Source organism: Chelativorans multitrophicus (assembly GCF_011317445.1).
Taxonomy (GTDB): Bacteria; Pseudomonadota; Alphaproteobacteria; order Rhizobiales; family Rhizobiaceae; genus Chelativorans; species Chelativorans multitrophicus.
Genome location: NZ_JAAAPL010000003.1, coordinates 497,542 through 516,043 on the forward strand (window position 1 = coordinate 497,542; position 18,502 = coordinate 516,043).

Genomic DNA, 18,502 nt, shown 5'->3' on the forward strand with positions numbered 1-18,502 from the left:
GCCCCCTCAGGTCTTTACTCCTGTAGTTTACTCGCGGCCGCCACCGCCGTATCGAGCTTGCGATAGAACCGCACCTGTGGTGCATGCAGTCCATGCTTGTGCAGCAGGTGGCGCACGTGTGTTCTGGCGCCGACGAGATAAACTTTCGCTCCCTGCCAGCCGGCTTTGCGGACAAATCCCTCCATCGTGGCGGCAGCGGTGGAATCGAGCACTTCGACCGCGGAGATGTCGATGACATAGGCTTTGGGCTGTCCGCCTATACGGTCGAGCGCTGCGGCCACGCTCGCCGCTGCACCGAAGAAGAAGGCGCCCGAGATGCGGTAGACCAAAATGTTGTCGTCGGTCCTGAGTGAGGTCGAGTAAGACTCTTCGTTGAGGGCCTGATCGAGCTTACTGGAATCGACGGCCCCATGGACGCGGTCGACTTTGATCTCCTTTGAAATACGGTTCAGGAAAAAGAGCGCGCTCAGGCCGACGCCGATGAGAATGCCCTCGGTAAGATCGCGGAAAACCACCAGGAGGAAGGTCGCTATCAACACCACCGCATCAGCCCACGAGCTCCTGATGAGGGCAGCAAACTGATGTTTTTCAGCCATATTCCAGGCCACGACCACGAGAATGGCCGCGAGTGCCGAAAGCGGAATGAAGCGCGCGAGCGGCGCTGCCACCAGCATGAAGGCAAGAAGGAAAACCGAGTGCAGCATGCCTGCGACAGGCCCTCGCGCGCCGGCCCGCACATTGGCAGCGGTCCGGGCAATCGTGCCCGTCACGCAGAAGCCGCCGAAAAGCGAAGAGGCTATGTTCGCCGCTCCCTGAGCAACCAGTTCAGCGTTGGAGCGGTGCCGCCGCCCGCTCATGGAATCCGCGACTACGGCCGAGAGCAGGCTTTCGATTCCGCCCAGCAGCGCGAAGGAGAGAGCGGCGGGGAGAACTGAGATAATTTTTGCCAGCGACAGGTCCGGCAGTAGCGGTGTGGGAAGTGTCTGCGGGATGCCGCCGAAGCGCGTGCCGATTGTTTCCACCGGCAGTGAAAGGAGCCAAGCGAAGAGGGTCGTGAGCGCCACCGCGATCAGGAATCCCGGCCAGTGCGGACGGTAACGCCGTAGCACGAGGATGATTGCAACCGCGAGAAGGGCAATGCTCACGGCGGGCGGGTTGAGCGTCGGCAGTGCCGTGCCGAGCGCTTGCAGCTTCGGGATAAAGGGGCCGGGCTCCTGCTCATGGAGTTCCAGCCCAAGAAAGTCCTTGAGCTGGCTCGTCAAAATGATGAGGGCGATGCCGGAGGTGAAGCCCACCGTGACGGGGTAGGGCACGTATTTGATGAAAGTGCCCAATCGCAGCAGGCCAATCGCAAGCAGGACGAACCCCGAGAGGAACGTGGCGAGGATGAGCCCGTCCACCCCATGCATGTGCACCGTGGCGAGCACCAGCACGATGAACGCGCCGGCGGGCCCCCCGATCTGGAATCGGCTACCGCCAAGTGCAGAAACGAAGAAGCCGCCAATGATGGAGGTGTAAAGGCCGCGCTCTGGCGCGACGCCGGAGGCGATGGCGATCGCCATGGAAAGCGGCAACGCGATGATAGCGACGGTGAGCCCAGCCACAGCATCGGCCTTGAGAGAGGCACGTCCGTAGCCTTCCCTCAGAACCGTGAAGAGCTTCGGCGTGAAAAGATGGAGAAAACCTGGTTCGTGAACTCGGGCGAGCATGCCTTTTCAACCCCTTGCAGCGGGATCGTCGGCCTTCCCGGCGGTCGCCGTTGCTTTTCGTCAGCCCTCACCGTTCCTGAGCGCCGCCTCTTTGAGCCGGACTCCGCGCCCGCTGCCGGTGCTCGGCGTGTTCTCGCCGATCAGCTCGATACCCGCCGCATCCAGGGCCTCGACCACCTTGGTCAAGGTCTCCACCACGCCCCGCACCCGGCCATCGCTCGCCTCCATGCGCTGTATAGTGGGCAGCGAGACGCCGGAAAGCTCAGCGAGCCGCTTCTGGTCGATCCCGAGAAGGGCGCGCGCCGCGCGCATCTATTGAGCGGTGATCATGAACGCTTCGCCTGACGAGACTTATATACCAAACACTAAGACTGATGTCTAGGATATCAATTATGAGGTTTAATGCAAGGCAGCGCGTGGCAGCAAGGAGCCGCTGCGGCCACCGCAATCTGCGCTAAACTCCAAACCAACCAATCACCGCGCCCATGATGATTGCTACGCCCAGCCAATGCAGCGCATCGATGAGGGTGAGATCCCAGCCGAAGCCCTGATAACGGTTGTTTACGGCGATGGTCGTGGCGATGAAGCCGAGCCAGAGGAAGGCGCCCGAAATCACGCCGTTCCAGAATGTGACCTGACCGGTTCCCAGATGCCCGATCACGCCGGCGAGGACCCAGGCCATCACAAGTTCGGCCACGAAGGAGGTGATGAAGGGCACGGGGCTCATCTTCATCTCTTCCGGCTTTAGCCGCGCAGCTTTGATCCAGGGCTTGCTGAGGGCCATGTAGTAGACCGCGCCGAAGGCGAAAGCGGCGATCGCCGCCGCCAATATCGCTAGATAGTTCATTCCGCCGAAATCCATCGCCTGATTCCTTTCCGTTCACGATGCCGGATTGAAGGCGCGCTCCCCGCGCCGCGTCAAGGGCGGCGCGGGAAGTCGAGATGGGTCAAGCGGATCGCTGCGCCGGCAGCATGGCCGGGCAGGGGGGATTTTGGTCAGGCGGCCTGCTTCTTCGGCTCGATCAGCCCGCGGGCGACGAGCAGTTCGGCGATCTGCACGGCGTTGAGGGCCGCGCCCTTGCGCAGGTTGTCCGAGACTACCCACATGGCCAGCCCATTCTCCACGGTGGAGTCTTCGCGGATGCGACTGATATAGGTGGCGTCCTCCCCGGCGCTCTCGTAGGGCGTGACGTAGCCGCCGTCCTCGCGCTTGTCGACGACAAGGCAGCCCGGCGCCTCGCGCAGAATATCGCGCGCCTCGTCGGCCGTGATAGGCTTTTCGAACTCGATATTGACCGCTTCGGAGTGCCCAATGAAAACAGGCACGCGTACACAGGTGGCCGTGAGCTTGATCTTGGGATCGAGCATCTTCTTGGTCTCGGCCACCATCTTCCACTCTTCCTTGGTGAAGCCGTCTTCCATGAAGACGTCGATGTGCGGAATGACGTTGAAGGCGATACGCTTGGTGAATTTCTTATTCGAGATCGGATCGGCGACGAAGACGGCGCGGGTCTGCTCGAAGAGCTCGTCCATCCCTTCCTTGCCGGCGCCGGAAACAGATTGATAGGTGGCGACGACCACGCGCTTGATCTTGGCGATGTCGTGTAGGGGCTTGAGCGCCAGGACGAGCTGCGCCGTCGAGCAATTGGGATTGGCGATGATGTTCTTCTTGCGGAAGCCGTCTACCGCATCCGGATTCACTTCCGGCACGATCAGCGGCACGTCGGCGTCGTAGCGCCAGGCCGAGGAATTATCGATGACGACACAGCCCTGCTTGCCGATGCGCGGCGAAAATTCCTTCGAAACGGAGCCGCCAGCAGACATCAGGCAAATGTCGGTGTCGGAAAAATCGTGGTTCTCCAGCGCCCGCACCTTGAGCGAACGGTCGCCGTAGGAGACTTCCGTGCCAACGGACCGCCGCGAGGCGAGCGGCACCACCTCATCGGCTGGGAAGCCGCGTTCTTCCAGGATGTTGAGCATCTCCCGGCCGACATTGCCGGTAGCGCCCGCGACAGCAATTTTGAAACCCATGAATTTAAGCTCCTGTCCTCTCCGCCTGGCTTTGGATCGAGCCCGCCGGCCTTGCGGGCTTCCTCCTCCCCGGCCTGTCTCGGGGAGAGAGCGAGCGGGCCAAAGGAAGGTCAGACCGTTTTCGCGGTCGTTTTGGCCGTCGTTTTCGTGACGTGGAAAACCGCGCCGCCGTGTCCGGCAGCGAAGGACAAACTGGAAATGTTCCGCGCGAAGAGGGAGGCGCGCATGACCAGATAAACTCCGTTTCCGGCGCTGTATTACGCGGAATCCAAGCGAAGTCAATCATACACTCGCCCAGGGGCCTGCTGCGATTCCCTCCCCCGAACGTGAATTGACCCGCGGCATCGGCGTCTTAACCTTAGGTCAGTCCCAATAAGGAGCCACAGGCATGAGAATGCTCTCGAAAATTGGCCGCTTGCTAAGCCTTTCGCTAGCGCTTGGCCTTGTCGCATCGCCTTCGGCATTCGCTCATCACGGCTGGTCCTGGACGGAGGATGAGTATTCGGAACTGGAAGGCACGATCACCCAGGTTTACGTCGGAAACCCCCATGCCACGCTGGAAATTGATGTCGATGGGGAGAACTGGCGCGTGGAGCTGGCCCCTCCTTCACAGACCGTGCGGGCCGGTTTTTCAGAGGATGCGGCCAAGCCCGGCGACACGGTCACGGCCATCGGCAATCTGTCGCTTGACCAGAACGAGCGGCGAATGAAAGCGGTGCGCATCACTGTCAACGGAAAGACCTACGACGTCTATCCGAACCGTGTGCCGAGCAACTGACCTGAAGGCAGGGTGGTCCAAGTGGAGTTTCTCCAGGCGATCGAGCAGCTTGCACCAATCCGCGCCCTGCGCATTTCCTTTTATGCCTATCCACTGGTCAATGCAGCGCATGTGCTGGCGATTGGAGCCTTGGTGACCAGTGTCACGCTTATGGATTTGCGGATCTTGGGCTTTCTGACAGCCCAGGAACGCCGGCCATTTCTGAAGCTTATGCGCCGGGTGGGGATCGCCGCCTTCTGCGGGGCGGCCGCAACCGGCCTGTTGCTCTTTTCCGTTCGAGCCAGCGAGTATTTTTTCAACCCGGCCTTCCGGTTGAAGATGGTGCTGATCGCATTGGCAGGATTGAATCTTCTGGCGTTGCGCCTCTTTGCCTCTGGTCCCGGCGGAATGCCAAGGGAAAGAAGCGCGGTGATTTTTGCCGGGCTTTCGATGGTTCTGTGGCTGGGCGTGCTCGTTTGCGGCCGCTTTATCGGCTTTTTGTAAGGAACATCTGCCGCTTCCGTCCGTTGCCCGGCGAAAGGGACGGATGACTATGCCTGAAGACCGAAAAACGACGACGATCTCCGGCAGCGAGGCTCGCCAGGGCTATATCGTTCTCAAGACGCCGCTCCGCCGCGCGATTTTCATCGCGGGGCTGGCGGGTATAGTGCTGCTGGCGATTATTATGTCCCTGGCTTGAGAGCTACCATTCAGGGCGCAAGCTCGCGGAACTTCCGCGCAACCGCATCGCCCATTGCCGAGGTGGAAACTTCGCGCATGCCTTCCGAGAGGATGTCCCTGGTGCGGAGTCCATCGTCCAGCACCGCGGCAATCGCCTTTTCCAGCCGGTCGGCTTCAGCCACCATATTGAGGGAGTAGCGCAGGCACATTGCGAAGGAAGAGATCATGGCGATCGGATTGGCAATTCCCTTGCCCGCGATATCCGGCGCAGAGCCGTGCACCGGCTCGTAAAGGGCCTTGCGCTTGCCGTTTTTGGGATCGGGGGCTCCAAGGGAGGCGGAAGGCAACATGCCAAGCGAGCCTGTCAGCATCGCTGCCACATCGGAAAGCATGTCTCCGAAGAGGTTGTCGGTCACGATCACGTCGAACTGCTTGGGCCAGCGCACGAGCTGCATTCCACCCGCGTCCGCCAGCATGTGGGTGAGTTCCACGTCTGAATATTTCGCCCTGTGCGTGGCCGTGACGACCTCTTTCCACAGCACACCTGACTTCATGACATTGTGCTTTTCCATGGAGCACACTTTGTTGCCGCGCGTGCGCGCCAGCTCGAAGGCCACGCCCGAGATGCGCTCGATCTCAAAGGTGTCGTAGACCTGCGTATCAATGCCGCGCTTCTGGCCATTGCCCAGATCGATGATCTCCTTCGGCTCCCCGAAATAGACGCCGCCCGTGAGCTCGCGCACGATCAGGATGTCGAGGCCTTCCACCGCCTCCTTTTTCAACGACGATGATTCCGCCAATGCGGGGTAACAGATCGCCGGACGGAGATTGGCAAAGAGCTCCATGTCCTTTCTGAGTCTCAAAAGCCCTGCCTCGGGCCGCACGTCATAGGGAACGCCATCCCATTTCGGCCCGCCTACCGCGCCGAGCAGCACAGCATCGGCTGCCAGCGCCCGCGCCATATCCTCGTCCGAGATGGCTTTGCCATGGGTGTCGTAAGCGATGCCGCCAACAAGCCCTGCTTCCGTCTCGAAACCGGCGCCGAATTCAGAATTCAGAACGGCAATAAGTTTCGAAACCTCGGCCATGGCCTCGGGGCCAATTCCATCGCCGGGAAGGAGGAAGAGTTTGCGGGTTGCCATGGATCCCTCGTGCACCTTGAAAACTGCGCCCTTGCTAACCGGGCGGGCGATCTTGCGCAAGATGCGGTTTGGCCAATCGTGCCTTTGCGGGCCACGAGCGGGCCAGGCGGGCTCCGCGGAGGCGCTAGGCTGCAAGCTCCGGATGGTGCTTTACGAGGGCAGTGCGCAGTTTCTCAAGTGCGCGGGATTCGATCTGGCGTACGCGTTCCTTGGAAATGCCGAGCGATGCACCCAGAGCCTCCAAAGTCGCGCCTTCCTCGGACAGCCGTCGTTCGCGCACGATGGTGAGCTCCCGCCCGTTCAACGTGCCAAGGGCCTGGTGCAGCCATTGCGCCTTACGCTCGCCGTCGATCGCCTCGCGCACGAGTTCATCCGGCTGGGGTTTGTCGCATATGAGGAAATCTATCCGTTCGGAGGTTGGATCGCTGTCGCTTCTAAGTGGCGCGTTCAGTGAGGCGTCCGCAGCGGCAAGCCGGGAATCCATCATTGCGACGTCGCTTTCGGAAACCCTGAGTGCCTGGGCCACTTCGCGGTAGACGTCCTCCGACGGTGTCGTCCCACCTGCTTTCTGCAACTTCATGCGCAAACGCCGCAGATTGAAGAATAGTGCCTTTTGGGCAGAGCTGGTACCCCCGCGCACGATGGACCAGTTTCGCAGGATATAGTCCTGCATGGAGGCGCGGATCCACCAGGTTGCGTAGGTGGAAAAACGCACCTCCCGCTCAGGATCAAAACGCGCCGCCGCCTCCAGGAGACCCACATGCCCTTCCTGAATGAGGTCGCTCATCGAAAGTCCGAAATTGCGGAATTTGCCCGCCATGGCGATCACGAGCCGCATATGTGCCATGATCATGCGGTGGAGCGCCTGCTGATCCTGTCGCTCCTTCCACTGGAGAGCGAGTTCGTGCTCCTCCTCGCGCCCGAGATAGGGCGCTTTCATGGCGGCTTTGATCAGCTTTCGCCGAACATCTTCCTGCATCTTAGGGCGCTCCTGCTTGCACCACGCGGCCGATCCTCCGCGACGTAGACCGGCAAGTGCCGGCTACATTTTGTGCCCGGAGCGGCTCCGCTCGGTGAAAACAAGGCTGGAACACAAAGGTTCCACCTACACAGAAAGGTGAATTTGATAGCCGGATAATAAAAAGCCCGGCTCCAGGGAACCGGGCTCAAGGAAGCTGGAAAGGTGGGCTTATGCAGCCTCTTCCTTTTCCGCATCGTCGTTCTCTGCCTTGGTGCCCCGGCGAGGGCCTTTGGCCAGATTCGTCTCGATCAGGCGGACCGCTTCAGTCTCCGACATACGGTTGACCGCGGCGATCTCGCGCGCCATGCGGTCGAGCGCGGCCTCATAGAGTTGACGCTCGGAGTAGGACTGCTCCGGCTGGTTGTCGGCTCGGTAAAGATCGCGAACAACTTCGGAAATCGAGATCAGGTCGCCGGAATTGATCTTGGCATCATATTCTTGCGCGCGGCGCGACCACATGGTGCGCTTCACGCGCGCGCGGCCCTGTACCACCTTCAGCGCCCGATCGACATAGTCCGTCTCCGACAATTTCCGCATGCCGATGGCGGTGGCTTTGCCCACCGGCACCTTCAGGCGCATCTTGTCTTTCTGGAAATCGATAACGAACAGCTCCAGCTTGTGCCCGGCTACTTCCTGGTCCTCGATCGCGACGATCTGCCCGACGCCATGCGCCGGATACACGATGAATTCGCCCGTCTTGAAACCCTGCCTTTGTGCCGACTTTTTTTGCTGGGTTGCCATACGCCTAACACTCCTGTTCTTAATGGGGCGGCATGAAAGCTCGCTCCGCCCGTGCCGAGCGCCGGTGCGCGGTTTTGAAGTCGCAGGCGAGGGCCCGGAAAAAGGAGGGGCTTGTCAAAGCAATCGCAGCCGCTTTGGCTAAGCTGCCCCGGTCCGGAAAGAAAAACCCACCTTCAGTGATTGAACGCCTGCGCCTTCAAAGACGTTTGTCTCCGGCATGTCACATATAGGTAACACAAAAAGCTGAAAGATTCAACTATTTGCCGGAGATACACAACTTTTGCGGGGCGTAGTTGCCTCTGGCGCAATTCAATGTGGCATTGTGACGCGACGGTTTTTCACGACCAGGGCTTTAGCTCAGTCGCCGGTGCCCGGTTCGGGAGAAAAATACTTTTCGAACTTTTCTTCTATGCCGTCCCAGTCCTTCGCATCGGCAGGAGGCTCCTTCTTGGCCGTGATATTCGGCCACTTCTCGGCATAGTCGGCATTGACCTGTAGCCATTTTTCCAAGCCAGGCTCCGTGTCCGGCTTGATGGCTTCCGCCGGGCATTCCGGCTCGCATACGCCGCAGTCGATGCACTCATCCGGATGGATGACGAGCATATTCTCCCCCTCATAGAAACAGTCGACCGGACAGACCTCTATGCAATCCATGTATTTGCACTTGATGCAATTGTCGGTCACGACATAGGTCATTACAGGCTCCCGTCTCTCGGGTCTCATCTTCCGGCGGGTGAGGTAGCCCCTTTGCAAGGCTATGGCAAGGTGCGCCATTCCCCTCTCCAGCCCCACAGGAGAACAGCTTTGCGGAGAGGGTCTAAGAGAGGCAGATTCCAAATTGCGCGTTGGAAGAAGCCCATCCGGAGAAAACAGCCCCATACCGACGCCAGTTCTACTCCTTTATGGCTGGCGTCTGGGTCAGGTCTTCATAGAGCAGGCGGGCTTCCTCGGCCGGGCCGCGGCGTAGCCCTGGTGCAAGCACGCGATAAACAAGAATGCGGCGGTCGAGCGTAATTGTCAGCACATCTCCCGGGCGGACCAGCTGAGAGGCTTCATTAATCTTCTCCCGATTGACGCGTACCCGGCCTGCCTGCGCCAGTTTGGCTGCAAGCGAGCGCGATTTTACAACCCGAGCGAAGAAGAGCCACTTGTCGATGCGCTGGCGTTCATCCGTGGCCAAACGACTTACTTCCGAAGCTGATCCCGCAAGGCCGCGAGTTTGGCGAAGGGTGAATCAGGGTCGATCTTCGGCGCCCGATCCTCTCGCTTCTGCGGCCGCTCGTCCCGGCGTGGACGATTCTGCTGGCCGTCGCGTCCCTTGGATGGCGGCTTTCTCTCACGGACATCTTCAGCGGCGTGGCGACGGGGCGGCTTGCCCTTCGCCTGCCGATGGCCGTCCCCTCCACGCTCTTGCCGCTGCAGAGGGCGCTTGCGCTCAAAGCGGGCCTGCCGCCATACGAGCGTGGGCTTCGGCTCTTCCGCGTCGGCGGGCTGCTCTGCTCCGGAAGCCTCGGCCGCAGGTTCGTCCACATTGACCGGCTGGGCGGGGCCCGTACCGGTGGCAAGCCCTGTTTCCTGTTCCTGCACATCCGGCGTTGCGAGTTCATCGCGCGGGGCACCAATGGCTTCATGCGCTGCGGGCGAAACATGCCCGGGCACGTTTTCAGCCTCTGCCGTGGTTTCAGTTGGCTCGGCTGAAGCTGGCGCCTCCGCCGGTGAGCTAGACGCTTCTTCGCCTGCAGGGGTGCCTTGCTCCATGCCTGGGGCCGCGGCCTCCTTGGACGCCGTTTCGGCTTCGGGGACCTGGTCGAATCTTTCGAGCCTTGCGCTCACTTCTTCAGCGGGCTGCGGTTCGGCTCGATAGCCCAGACCTTTCAAGATCGCTTCCATGTCCTCGGCGGTGGCCCCGAGGATGGACATCATGGCGGGCGTGACCACGAAAGCATCGCCGCCAAAGGCTCCCTCCGGGCGCTTGCCCGTGCCCGGTTTCCAGGCAAGAGCGGGCCGGATCAAATCCGCCAGCCGTTCGAGAATATCGACGCGCACTGCCCGCCTGCCCAAATTGCGAAAGCCTGCCAGCCGATAAAAACTGCGCTCAAAAGCGGGGTCGGTGACGATGGAGGTGCGCCCTGCCGCAAGCGCGGCCACCACGTCGCCATAGCCGGGTTTGTCCCTGGCGTCATTCTTGAGCGCCCAGAGCAGCGTGGCAAGGCCGGCCGGCCCCGGCTTGATGAGCGCGGGCACGAAGATATGATAAGCGCCAAAGCGCACGCCCAGCCGTCTGAGGGCTGCGCGGGCCTCCTGTTCCAGCGCGCGCACTTCGTCGGCCACGTCCCGGCGGTTGAGCAGCCCGAAATTTTCCACGAGCTGGAAGGCAAGGCCGCGCGCAATGCCTGAAAGCATATCGGCCTGGCGCAGCTCCATGAGCGGCTTGAGAAGGCTCTCGATCTGGAAATTCACGAATCGGTCGGCACGCGCGGCGACTTTGTCGCGGGCGGGGCCGGTAAGCTGCTCATCCGCCAGCAGGACCACGCGCGGCTTCAGCGCGTCGTCGGTGGCTGTCAGCGTGCCGATCGGCGCGCCAATCCAGCGCAGTACGCCATCCGACCCGAGCGCGAGATCGCCATTGGGCGCGGCTGAAAATCTCTCAGCACGCAGCTCGAACTCAGCGGCGAGGGCCTTTTGAGCGGCGGCCTTCACGGCGCGCGCGTCTTCCCCTTCGGCGCTTTTGTCTGCGGTAAACCGGAACCCCTGCATCTCGCCGACATGATGTCCCTCAACCAGAACCTCTCCGGTGGGGCTGATTTCTGCTTCGGGCATTGTATTCTCTCTCAAGCGCCTCATGAGCACGGATGTCCTGCGATCAACGAAGCGTTTCGTCAATCTCTCATGCAGCGCATCGGACAACCTGTCCTCGATCTCCCGCGTTTTTTCCTGCCAGTGTGTCGGATCGGACAACCATCCGGGTCTGTGCGAGACAAAAGTCCAGGTCCGGATTTGTGCAATGCGAGCAGAGAGCGTGTCGATTTCGCCCTCCGTCGAGGAGGCCCGTTCCACCTGCTCGGCCATGTAATCCTCGTCCACATGGCCGCTGCGCGCCAGATCGGTGAAGATGGCGCTCACGAGCTCGGCATGCTGGGCGGGCGCGATCTTGCGGTAGTCCGGCAGAGCGCAGGCGTCCCAAAGCAGCGCCACTTTCGCGCGGCCAGCAGCAAGCGCGCGAACATCCTCGTCCCTGGACAGATGTTCCAGCACGCGCAAGTCCGCCGCTGGCAGCGCGCGGGTCAACCCCTCGACGGGAGGCGCCGCCTCGAGCGACCGCCTGAGCGCGTCGATGCTCGAAAGGTCGATTTCCGCGGAGCGCCACTGGAGCATCCTCACCGGCTCGAACTGGTGCGTTTCTATGCGCTCCACCAGCGCATCCGCGAACGGATCCACCTGCCCGGTGACGCCGAAGGTGCCGTCGCGCACGTGCCGTCCTGCCCGGCCGGCGATCTGGCCCAGTTCGGCGGCCGTCAACTCGCGATATTGGAATCCGTCGAATTTTTGGTTCTGGGCAAAAGCCACGTGGTCGACATCGAGATTGAGGCCCATCCCGATCGCGTCCGTGGCGACGAGATAATCCACATCGCCGGACTGATAGAGCGCCACCTGCGCGTTGCGCGTGCGCGGGCTGAGTGCGCCCAGAACGATGGCCGCTCCGCCGCGCTGCCGGCGGATCAATTCGCCGATCGCATAGACCTCGTCCGCCGAAAAAGCGACTATGGCGGACCGGCGGGGCAGCCGCGTGATCTTTTTCGATCCGGCATAGGTGAGCACGGACATGCGCGGGCGTGTGACGACGGAAATGCCCCTGAGCATTTTTTCAAGGATGCCGCGCATTGTGCCGGCGCCGAGAAGCAAGGTTTCCTGCCGCCCACGGAGATTTAAAAGCCGGTCGGTAAAGATGTGGCCTCGTTCCAGATCGGCGGCAAGCTGCACCTCGTCTATGGCCACGAAAGCCGCGTCAGTCGATCGCGGCATGGCCTCAACGGTGCAGACCGAGTAACGCGCGCCAGGCGGAATTATCTTTTCCTCGCCTGTGATCAAGGCCACGTTCTGCTCGCCGACGCGGGACGCCACGCGGTGATAGACCTCGCGCGCAAGAAGCCGGAGAGGCAGGCCGATCAGGCCAGACTCGTGGGCCACCATGCGTTCAATGGCGAGATGGGTTTTCCCGGTATTCGTCGGTCCGAGGACAGCTGTAATGCCTCGCCCGTCGAAAGCGGCGGGTTCGCTTCTTAGTGGCTGAACATTCATTTGCGGCATCCCGCTTTCAGGGATTTGCAGCGGCGAAAGTGGTCCGCCACTGCCGCAGACATATAGGAAGGAAGCGCGGGATCAAAAGGCAAAATGATGTCCCTGTTAATGTTTGGAACGACTCTGGAACGAATCAGCGACGAATCACTGACTCATAAGGATTCTGTTTTTGTTCGGCACCAGATATGGGTCTTTCGTCATTCACCTGCCCTACATGCTGAATCGGTACCTTGAAGGGATTCGCAGTCACTTCACCCGTCCGTTAACTTTTCTTTCTGATTGGTTTCCGTTCGATCCTCGACGTGCCGCCAAACTCAAGCATTTGTTAGGAAAACCAAAGGAAACGTAAAGCCGCTCTCCAGTTGCCGGGGCCTGGCCGTTAAGAATGCGGCCAAAGCCGGAACGAATCAGCGACGAATCACTGATCTGCAGGTGTTCCGCGATTGTTCCGCACAACATGTTGTGCTTCAGGCGACTTAATGACCAAGTACCCACAGGATATCCACAGGCGCTCGCAGGTGCCTCATCCCGCCTGTTAACGATCCCGTGCCGTTTTGGGGCAGGCGCGCGCGGACGGTGCTCAGGCGATGTACTGCCCACCATTGGCCGACAGAGTCACGCCCGTTATAAATCCCGCGTCATCAGTAGAGAGGAACAAGACGCAGCGCGCAATCTCGCTCGCTTCCCCCAGGCGGCCGACCGGGATTTGCTCGACAATCTTTTCGCGCACGGCTTCCGGAACGGTCATCACCATCTCTGTGGCGATATAGCCGGGGCAAATGGCGTTGACGGTTATGTTCCACCGCGCGCCTTCTTGGGCCAGTGATTTCACGAGGCCAAGCTCACCCGCTTTGGAGGCGGAATAGTTCGCCTGGCCCACCTGTCCTTTTTGGCCGTTGATCGACGAGATCATGACGACGCGTCCGAACTTGCGTTCGCGCATACCCGGCCAAATCGGGTGCGTCATGTTGAAGACGCCCGAGAGGTTGGTATCGACGACTTCACGCCACTGTCCAGGCGTCATCTTGTGGAACATGGCATCCCGCGTGATGCCGGCATTGTTGACCAGAACTTCGATAGGCCCGAGCGTCGCTTCAACACTGCGAATACCGGCTGCGCACTCATCATAGTCGGCAACGGACCAGCGATAGACGGGAATGCCGGTCCTCTCGGAGAATTGCTGCGCCACCTCTTCATTGCGAGCGTAGTTGGCGGCGACCCGGTAGCCCGCCTCCTTCAGGGCGACAGAAATGGCTGCGCCGATCCCGCGTGTTCCGCCGGTCACAAGTGCAGTTCTAGTCATTTAATTCTCCCGTAAGGCAGAGCGGAACTGGTTGTGAGGCGTCCGGTTCTTTGCCGGGGCAACCCCCTCTGGTTGCATCGAGCGGCCTGCTGCCGCTTCTTTTGGCCCTCACCTCACAACAATATCCCTGCCAATCGTCTTCGCTTCCTAAGCCGCTATCGTTCCACGCACATCGCAACTCCCATACCGCCGCCAATGCAGAGGGTTGCAAGCCCCCTTTTCGCATTACGCCGGCGCATCTCATAAAGCAGCGTGTTGAGAATGCGCGCGCCGGATGCGCCGATAGGATGCCCGATGGCGATGGCGCCGCCATTGACATTGACGATGTCTGGGTTCCAGCCCATCTCCTTGTTGACGGCACAGGCCTGCGCGGCGAAAGCTTCATTCGCTTCCACCAGGTCTAGATCGGCCGCGCGCCAGCCGGCCTTTTCGAGCGCTTTCCGCGAGGCTGGAATTGGCCCAGTGCCCATGACCGCGGGATCAACACCGGCAGTGGCCCAGGAGGCGATGCGCGCCATGGGCTCAATGCCGCGACGGCTTGCCTCCTCCTCGCTGATCAAGAGAAGCGCCGCCGCACCATCATTGATTCCCGAGGCGTTGCCGGCAGTTACCGTACCCTCCCTGTCGAAAGCGGGCCGAAGCTTCTGCATCGCTTCAAGGGTCGCGCCGATGCGGATATACTCGTCGTTTTCCACGACCTCGTCGCCCTTTCGCGTCTTTACGGTCACAGCCGCAATCTCGTCCCTGAAACGACCTGCCTTCTGCGCGGCTTCAGCCTTGTTCTGCGAGGCGAGCGCGAACCGGTCCTGCTCGTCCCTCGTGATCTGGAAAGCCCGGGCGACATTCTCCGCCGTGATCCCCATATGATAGCCGTTAAAGGCATCCCAGAGGCCATCGCGGATCATGGTGTCTATCATCGCGTAGTCGCCCATCTTCACCCCGCTGCGCAAATGCGCGCAATGAGGAGAGAGCGACATGGATTCCTGCCCGCCGGCAATGACGATTTTCGCATCCCCGCAGGCAATCTGCTGCATTCCCAAAGCCGCCGCACGAAGACCGGAGCCGCATACCTGATTCACCCCCCAAGCGGTGGTTTCCGCAAGAAGCCCAGCGGCGACCGCCGCCTGGCGAGCGGGGTTTTGCCCTTGGCCTGCGGTCAGCACCTGGCCCAGAATGACCTCATTCACCTCATCGGCTGCGACCTTGGCGCGCTCGAGCACGGCGCGAATGACAGACGCTCCAAGCTGATGCGCAGGTATCTGGGCGAAAGATCCATTGAAGGAGCCGACCGGCGTACGCGCGGCACTCGCGATCACTACGGAATTGGAAGAGGCCATTTCTTTCTCCAGTAACCACCCAGAACAGAGCAAGGAGACGCCGGACTAGCGGCATCTGGCGCGAAACATCCAGGCATTGTGCTTCGCACTGCGAAAGGATGGTATCTGCTCGTTTTCGCTAAGGTCAATCCAGCTTTTTTTAGAAGTTGCGCCTAACGGTTGTGGCAGAAATTTGCTCGAATGCGGCAGCGCAGCGAAAACTGCTTTCAATTGCTGCAACCTTTCGCATATCCTGCACAAAAGGCAGGCAGGGCCCGCCGGCTTTGCCACCATCTCGCGCGTGTGGGGAGCTTTTAGAATGCCCGCGAAGGACGACCCGGTGGTCATCAAGAAATACGCCAACCGCCGCCTGTATAATACGGGCACCAGCACCTATGTGACGCTGGAGGATCTGGCGCAAATGGTGAGGAGCGACGAGGATTTCGTCGTTCAGGATGCCAAGACCGGTGAGGACATCACCCATTCTGTCCTGACACAGATAATCTTCGAATTGGAGAACGATAAGAATGGGCAGAATATGCTGCCCATATCCTTCCTGCGCCAACTCATCTCATTCTACGGCGACCAGATGCAGGTGGTTTTGCCGAGTTTTCTTGAGCAGTCCATGCTGGCCTTTGCAAAGGAGCAGGAGCGTATGCGCGAGCAGATGCGCCAAGCCTTTGGTGCAAGCCCCATGGATGTGCTTTCCATGAACATTCCGATGAAGCTGATCGAGGAGCAGACGCGGCGGAACATGGAAATGTTTCAGAACGCCATGCGTATGTTCACGCCGTCGCCACACGCGGCAAATAGTGCCCGGCAGGATCACGAGCAGCCGAGCACCGGAATGTCGAGCTCCGATGATCTGAAGGAATTGCGTGAGCAGATCGCCGACATGCAGCGAAAGCTCGACGCCATGTCGAAAAGCTAGGCTTTTAGAGCAGGATTGGCGCGATTGTCGTCCAGAGAAGCTGCCGCAAAAAATAGATGATGAGCAGCAGGATGATAGGCGAGATGTCGATACCGCCCAAATCCGGCAGCAGATTGCGGATCGGCCTTAGTGCCGGCTCGGTGATTCGATAAAGGAAATTGCCTACCGAGCCCACGAATTGATTGCGCGGATTGACCACGTTGAAGGCATAGAGCCAGGAAAAGATGGCTGCCGCTATGATGAACCACCAATAAATGCCAAGCGCCATGTCTATGGTGCGCAATAATGCGAGCATGCCACTCTCCCACAAAGTTTCGCGACATGTAGCCATTGGCGTGTCACGCGGCAAGTCCTTGCCACGTGGCGCTTGACACACCCCTCGACCACGACCTAAATGCGCACCATTCCGGCGATCGGGGCTGTAGCTCAGTTGGGAGAGCGCATCGTTCGCAATGATGAGGTCAGGGGTTCGATTCCCCTCAGCTCCACCAAGTCGCACCGGATAATTCACCAGGCGCCTACATCTTACCGTTCGCCCGTTCACGTGGGCCCAATCACGCACTCGTCCGCGCTACATCATCGCGCGAAAATCCATTGCCGGCGACGAGTAGCACGTCTTGGGATTGGAGCGGGGTGCTTTCTCTCGCCGCTGCTGCAGCGGCGACCATCTACCTGCTCTGGCTATACCCCGTAACTCGCGATTTATGGTGGTTCGTAGGAGGAGACTAGCCGCCCGCTTCGTTTTTATTTGGGGACCTATATGAATGGGAATCCTCGCATCGGCGAGGTCCTATTGTATCTGGGTGCCCTCGACACTGGATTGGAGCTGCAAATCAGGAATATCTGATGCACAAAGGCCTCGCGGAGCGTGCAATCAGCGCGGGCCAAGATCTCGTCGTCCTTCCCCCTTCAGCGCTTGACTATCAATCGGGATCGACCTTCCTTTAACCTGACGACGATTTTGAAAGCAGTGATCCCGACACCACAAGAAACCAACAGAAGGCCCGGCATTACGGTATCGACAAAGTCATTATTTCCCGCTGACGGGATTGGCGGCCGGGCGGAGGTCCCTTACCGGAAGTCCGAGGAAGCCGAATCGCCCGATCGGGTATCTGCGGCCTGTGGCCTTTTTCGCTGAAAAAGAGGCAGCAATTCCAACAAAGCGAACTTAAAAAAAGTTTGGTCCAGAATGCAAATCTCTCGCGCGCGACAGAATAGATTACGCTAAAAGCTGCCGACAATTGCCGCAAGACCGCGGCGAGACAACGCTTCGCAGCTTCATGGAAACCGCAGAGATCTCCAGCCCCGACGACCGATATATTGCCTTCCGTCACGGCGCTTTTACCCTTTATTGGGTAGCGCGCTTGCTGGCCTCATTTGCAACCCAGATCGTCTCCGTTGCGGTCGGCTGGCAAATCTATGATCTGACGCGCAACCCCTTCGATCTTGGGCTGGTGGGCCTCGTTCAATTCGCGCCTTCGCTCATGCTTTTCCTAGTCACTGGCGCGGTGGCGGACCGATTTGGCCGGCGCATGATCATGGGCCTTTCCGCAGCTCTCGAAGGAGCCTGCGCGCTGGCACTGCTTCTTCTTACGCTGCGCGGTCTCGATTCGGTGTTGCCGGTCTTTGCCACTCTCGCCGTTTTCGGTACGGCGCGGGCCTTCATGGGACCGGCGTCCTCGTCGCTGATAGCCAATCTCGTGCCCGCCGAACATTTCGCCAATGCCGTGGCGTGGAATTCCACTGCCTGGCAAACGGCCATGATCGTCGGGCCTGTGGCAGGTGGATTGCTTTATGGCCTGTCGGCCGAGACCGCCTATGGCGTTGCGACAGTGCTGATGTTTACGGCGGCCGTCCTCTGCTTTCTGATCTCGAAGCCGCAGCAGCGGACAGAATCCGAGCGGCCGACGCTGGAAGTTCTATTTGCCGGCTTCCGCTACATCTGGAGGGAAAAGATCGTCCTTGGCGCGATTTCCATGGATCTTTTTGCCGTGCTGCTGGGCGGGGCGGTCGCGTTGCTTCCGGTCTACGCCCGCGACATCCTGGAGCTGGGACCATGGGGCCTTGGTCTGCTGAGATCGGCTCCGGGGATAGGGGCGCTTTCGGTTGCGGTTTGGCTGGCAGGTCATCCCATCCGCGACCATGCCGGCGTCATCATGTTCTTTTTCGTCGCCCTGTTCGGCCTATTCACCGCGGTCTTCGGCCTCTCCACGATTTCCTTGCTGTCGATTGCAGCGCTTGCCGGCTTGGGCGCCGCGGACATGGTAAGCGTCTATATTCGCGAGACCCTCATCCAGCTCTGGACACCCGACCGGCTACGTGGCCGGGTCAATGCGGTGAATATGGTTTTCGTGGGCGCATCCAATGAGCTCGGCGAGTTCCGCGCCGGTACGATGGCCGCCTTTATCGGCGTTGTCCCGGCAGTGGTTTTCGGCGGCGTGGGTGCCATGGCCGTTGCGGGGCTTTGGGCCTGGCTTTTTCCCGAGCTGCGCAAAGCGCGCCATCTTAACGGCCGCGACTAAACTGGTGTAGTTTAGAGTTGAAGAGCTGCACTGAAGCGGAGGTAGCCCG

17 protein-coding genes, 1 tRNA gene and 1 pseudogene are annotated in these 18,502 nt (G+C 60.2%); 6 read left to right on the forward strand and 13 right to left on the reverse strand.

Going from position 1 to position 18,502, the window contains the following annotated elements:
- Positions 1 to 14 precede the first annotated feature (14 nt).
- The 4 genes from GNP00_RS16820 to GNP00_RS16835 form a co-directional block, all read right to left on the reverse strand.
- Positions 15 to 1,709 carry a SulP family inorganic anion transporter gene (locus GNP00_RS16820; protein WP_011582699.1) on the reverse strand — a complete coding sequence of 565 codons (1,695 nt, stop codon included), beginning with the start codon at positions 1,707 to 1,709 and terminating at the stop codon, positions 15 to 17.
- 60 nt (positions 1,710 to 1,769) lie between these two features.
- Positions 1,770 to 2,021: a helix-turn-helix domain-containing protein gene (locus tag GNP00_RS16825; protein WP_011582698.1), complete on the reverse strand. Its 252-nt coding sequence runs from the start codon at positions 2,019 to 2,021 to the stop codon at positions 1,770 to 1,772.
- Between the two features lie 142 nt (positions 2,022 to 2,163).
- Complete coding sequence (locus GNP00_RS16830) at positions 2,164 to 2,571, reverse strand: DUF1761 domain-containing protein (protein WP_011582697.1); 408 nt, start codon at positions 2,569 to 2,571, stop codon at positions 2,164 to 2,166.
- A 134-nt stretch (positions 2,572 to 2,705) separates the two neighbouring features.
- Positions 2,706 to 3,740 (reverse strand): aspartate-semialdehyde dehydrogenase, encoded by a 1,035-nt coding sequence (locus tag GNP00_RS16835; protein ID WP_011582696.1) that lies wholly within the window; start codon positions 3,738 to 3,740, stop codon positions 2,706 to 2,708.
- Positions 3,741 to 4,128: 388 nt separating this feature from the next.
- Here GNP00_RS16835 and GNP00_RS16840 point away from each other — a divergent pair, with 388 nt between their 5' ends.
- From GNP00_RS16840 to GNP00_RS16850, 3 genes are read left to right on the forward strand one after another with little or no spacing between them, the layout of a single operon-like run.
- Entirely contained in the window at positions 4,129 to 4,518 is a 390-nt protein-coding gene (locus GNP00_RS16840; protein ID WP_011582695.1) for a DUF6152 family protein, read from the forward strand.
- 21 nt (positions 4,519 to 4,539) lie between these two features.
- Entirely contained in the window at positions 4,540 to 5,001 is a 462-nt protein-coding gene (locus GNP00_RS16845; RefSeq protein WP_011582694.1) for a hypothetical protein, read from the forward strand.
- 49 nt (positions 5,002 to 5,050) lie between these two features.
- Positions 5,051 to 5,197, forward strand: a complete 147-nt coding sequence (locus tag GNP00_RS16850) for a peptide ABC transporter permease (RefSeq protein ID WP_246263726.1) — start codon at positions 5,051 to 5,053, stop codon at positions 5,195 to 5,197.
- 10 nt (positions 5,198 to 5,207) lie between these two features.
- On the opposite strand, the gene leuB is transcribed toward GNP00_RS16850, so the two are convergent.
- From leuB to GNP00_RS16890, 8 genes and pseudogenes are all read right to left on the reverse strand, one after another.
- A complete protein-coding gene (gene leuB, locus GNP00_RS16855; protein ID WP_011582693.1) occupies positions 5,208 to 6,320 on the reverse strand; it encodes a 3-isopropylmalate dehydrogenase in 1,113 nt (370 codons plus the stop codon).
- 124 nt (positions 6,321 to 6,444) lie between these two features.
- Positions 6,445 to 7,299, reverse strand: a complete 855-nt coding sequence (locus GNP00_RS16860) for an RNA polymerase factor sigma-32 (protein ID WP_011582692.1) — start codon at positions 7,297 to 7,299, stop codon at positions 6,445 to 6,447.
- A gap of 210 nt (positions 7,300 to 7,509) precedes the next feature.
- Positions 7,510 to 8,082: a CarD family transcriptional regulator gene (locus GNP00_RS16865; RefSeq protein WP_011582691.1), complete on the reverse strand. Its 573-nt coding sequence runs from the start codon at positions 8,080 to 8,082 to the stop codon at positions 7,510 to 7,512.
- 357 nt (positions 8,083 to 8,439) lie between these two features.
- Positions 8,440 to 8,778 carry a ferredoxin FdxA gene (gene fdxA, locus GNP00_RS16870; RefSeq protein WP_041544857.1) on the reverse strand — a complete coding sequence of 113 codons (339 nt, stop codon included), beginning with the start codon at positions 8,776 to 8,778 and terminating at the stop codon, positions 8,440 to 8,442.
- 208 nt (positions 8,779 to 8,986) lie between these two features.
- A pseudogene (locus GNP00_RS16875) lies at positions 8,987 to 9,262 on the reverse strand (RNA-binding S4 domain-containing protein); the annotation flags it as partial.
- Positions 9,263 to 9,267: 5 nt separating this feature from the next.
- Positions 9,268 to 12,381, reverse strand: coding sequence for a helicase-related protein (locus tag GNP00_RS16880; protein ID WP_011582688.1), 3,114 nt, complete (start codon positions 12,379 to 12,381; stop codon positions 9,268 to 9,270).
- 580 nt (positions 12,382 to 12,961) lie between these two features.
- The gene (gene phbB, locus GNP00_RS16885; RefSeq protein ID WP_011582687.1) at positions 12,962 to 13,684 is read right to left on the reverse strand and encodes an acetoacetyl-CoA reductase; all 723 of its coding nucleotides are present in this window, start codon (positions 13,682 to 13,684) and stop codon (positions 12,962 to 12,964) included.
- 155 nt (positions 13,685 to 13,839) lie between these two features.
- Entirely contained in the window at positions 13,840 to 15,021 is a 1,182-nt protein-coding gene (locus GNP00_RS16890; protein ID WP_011582686.1) for an acetyl-CoA C-acetyltransferase, read from the reverse strand.
- A 298-nt stretch (positions 15,022 to 15,319) separates the two neighbouring features.
- Here GNP00_RS16890 and phaR point away from each other — a divergent pair, with 298 nt between their 5' ends.
- The gene (gene phaR / locus GNP00_RS16895; protein WP_011582685.1) at positions 15,320 to 15,931 is read left to right on the forward strand and encodes a polyhydroxyalkanoate synthesis repressor PhaR; all 612 of its coding nucleotides are present in this window, start codon (positions 15,320 to 15,322) and stop codon (positions 15,929 to 15,931) included.
- Positions 15,932 to 15,935: 4 nt separating this feature from the next.
- Here phaR and GNP00_RS16900 read toward each other — a convergent pair whose 3' ends face one another.
- Positions 15,936 to 16,226 carry a YggT family protein gene (locus tag GNP00_RS16900; RefSeq protein WP_011582684.1) on the reverse strand — a complete coding sequence of 97 codons (291 nt, stop codon included), beginning with the start codon at positions 16,224 to 16,226 and terminating at the stop codon, positions 15,936 to 15,938.
- A 120-nt stretch (positions 16,227 to 16,346) separates the two neighbouring features.
- Between GNP00_RS16900 and GNP00_RS16905 the strand changes: the two genes are divergently transcribed.
- Positions 16,347 to 16,422: transfer RNA gene (locus GNP00_RS16905), tRNA-Ala, on the forward strand.
- A 789-nt stretch (positions 16,423 to 17,211) separates the two neighbouring features.
- On the forward strand, positions 17,212 to 18,453 hold the full coding sequence (locus tag GNP00_RS16910) for an MFS transporter (protein WP_011582683.1): 1,242 nt from the start codon (positions 17,212 to 17,214) through the stop codon (positions 18,451 to 18,453).
- The last annotated feature ends 49 nt before the right edge of the window (positions 18,454 to 18,502 follow it).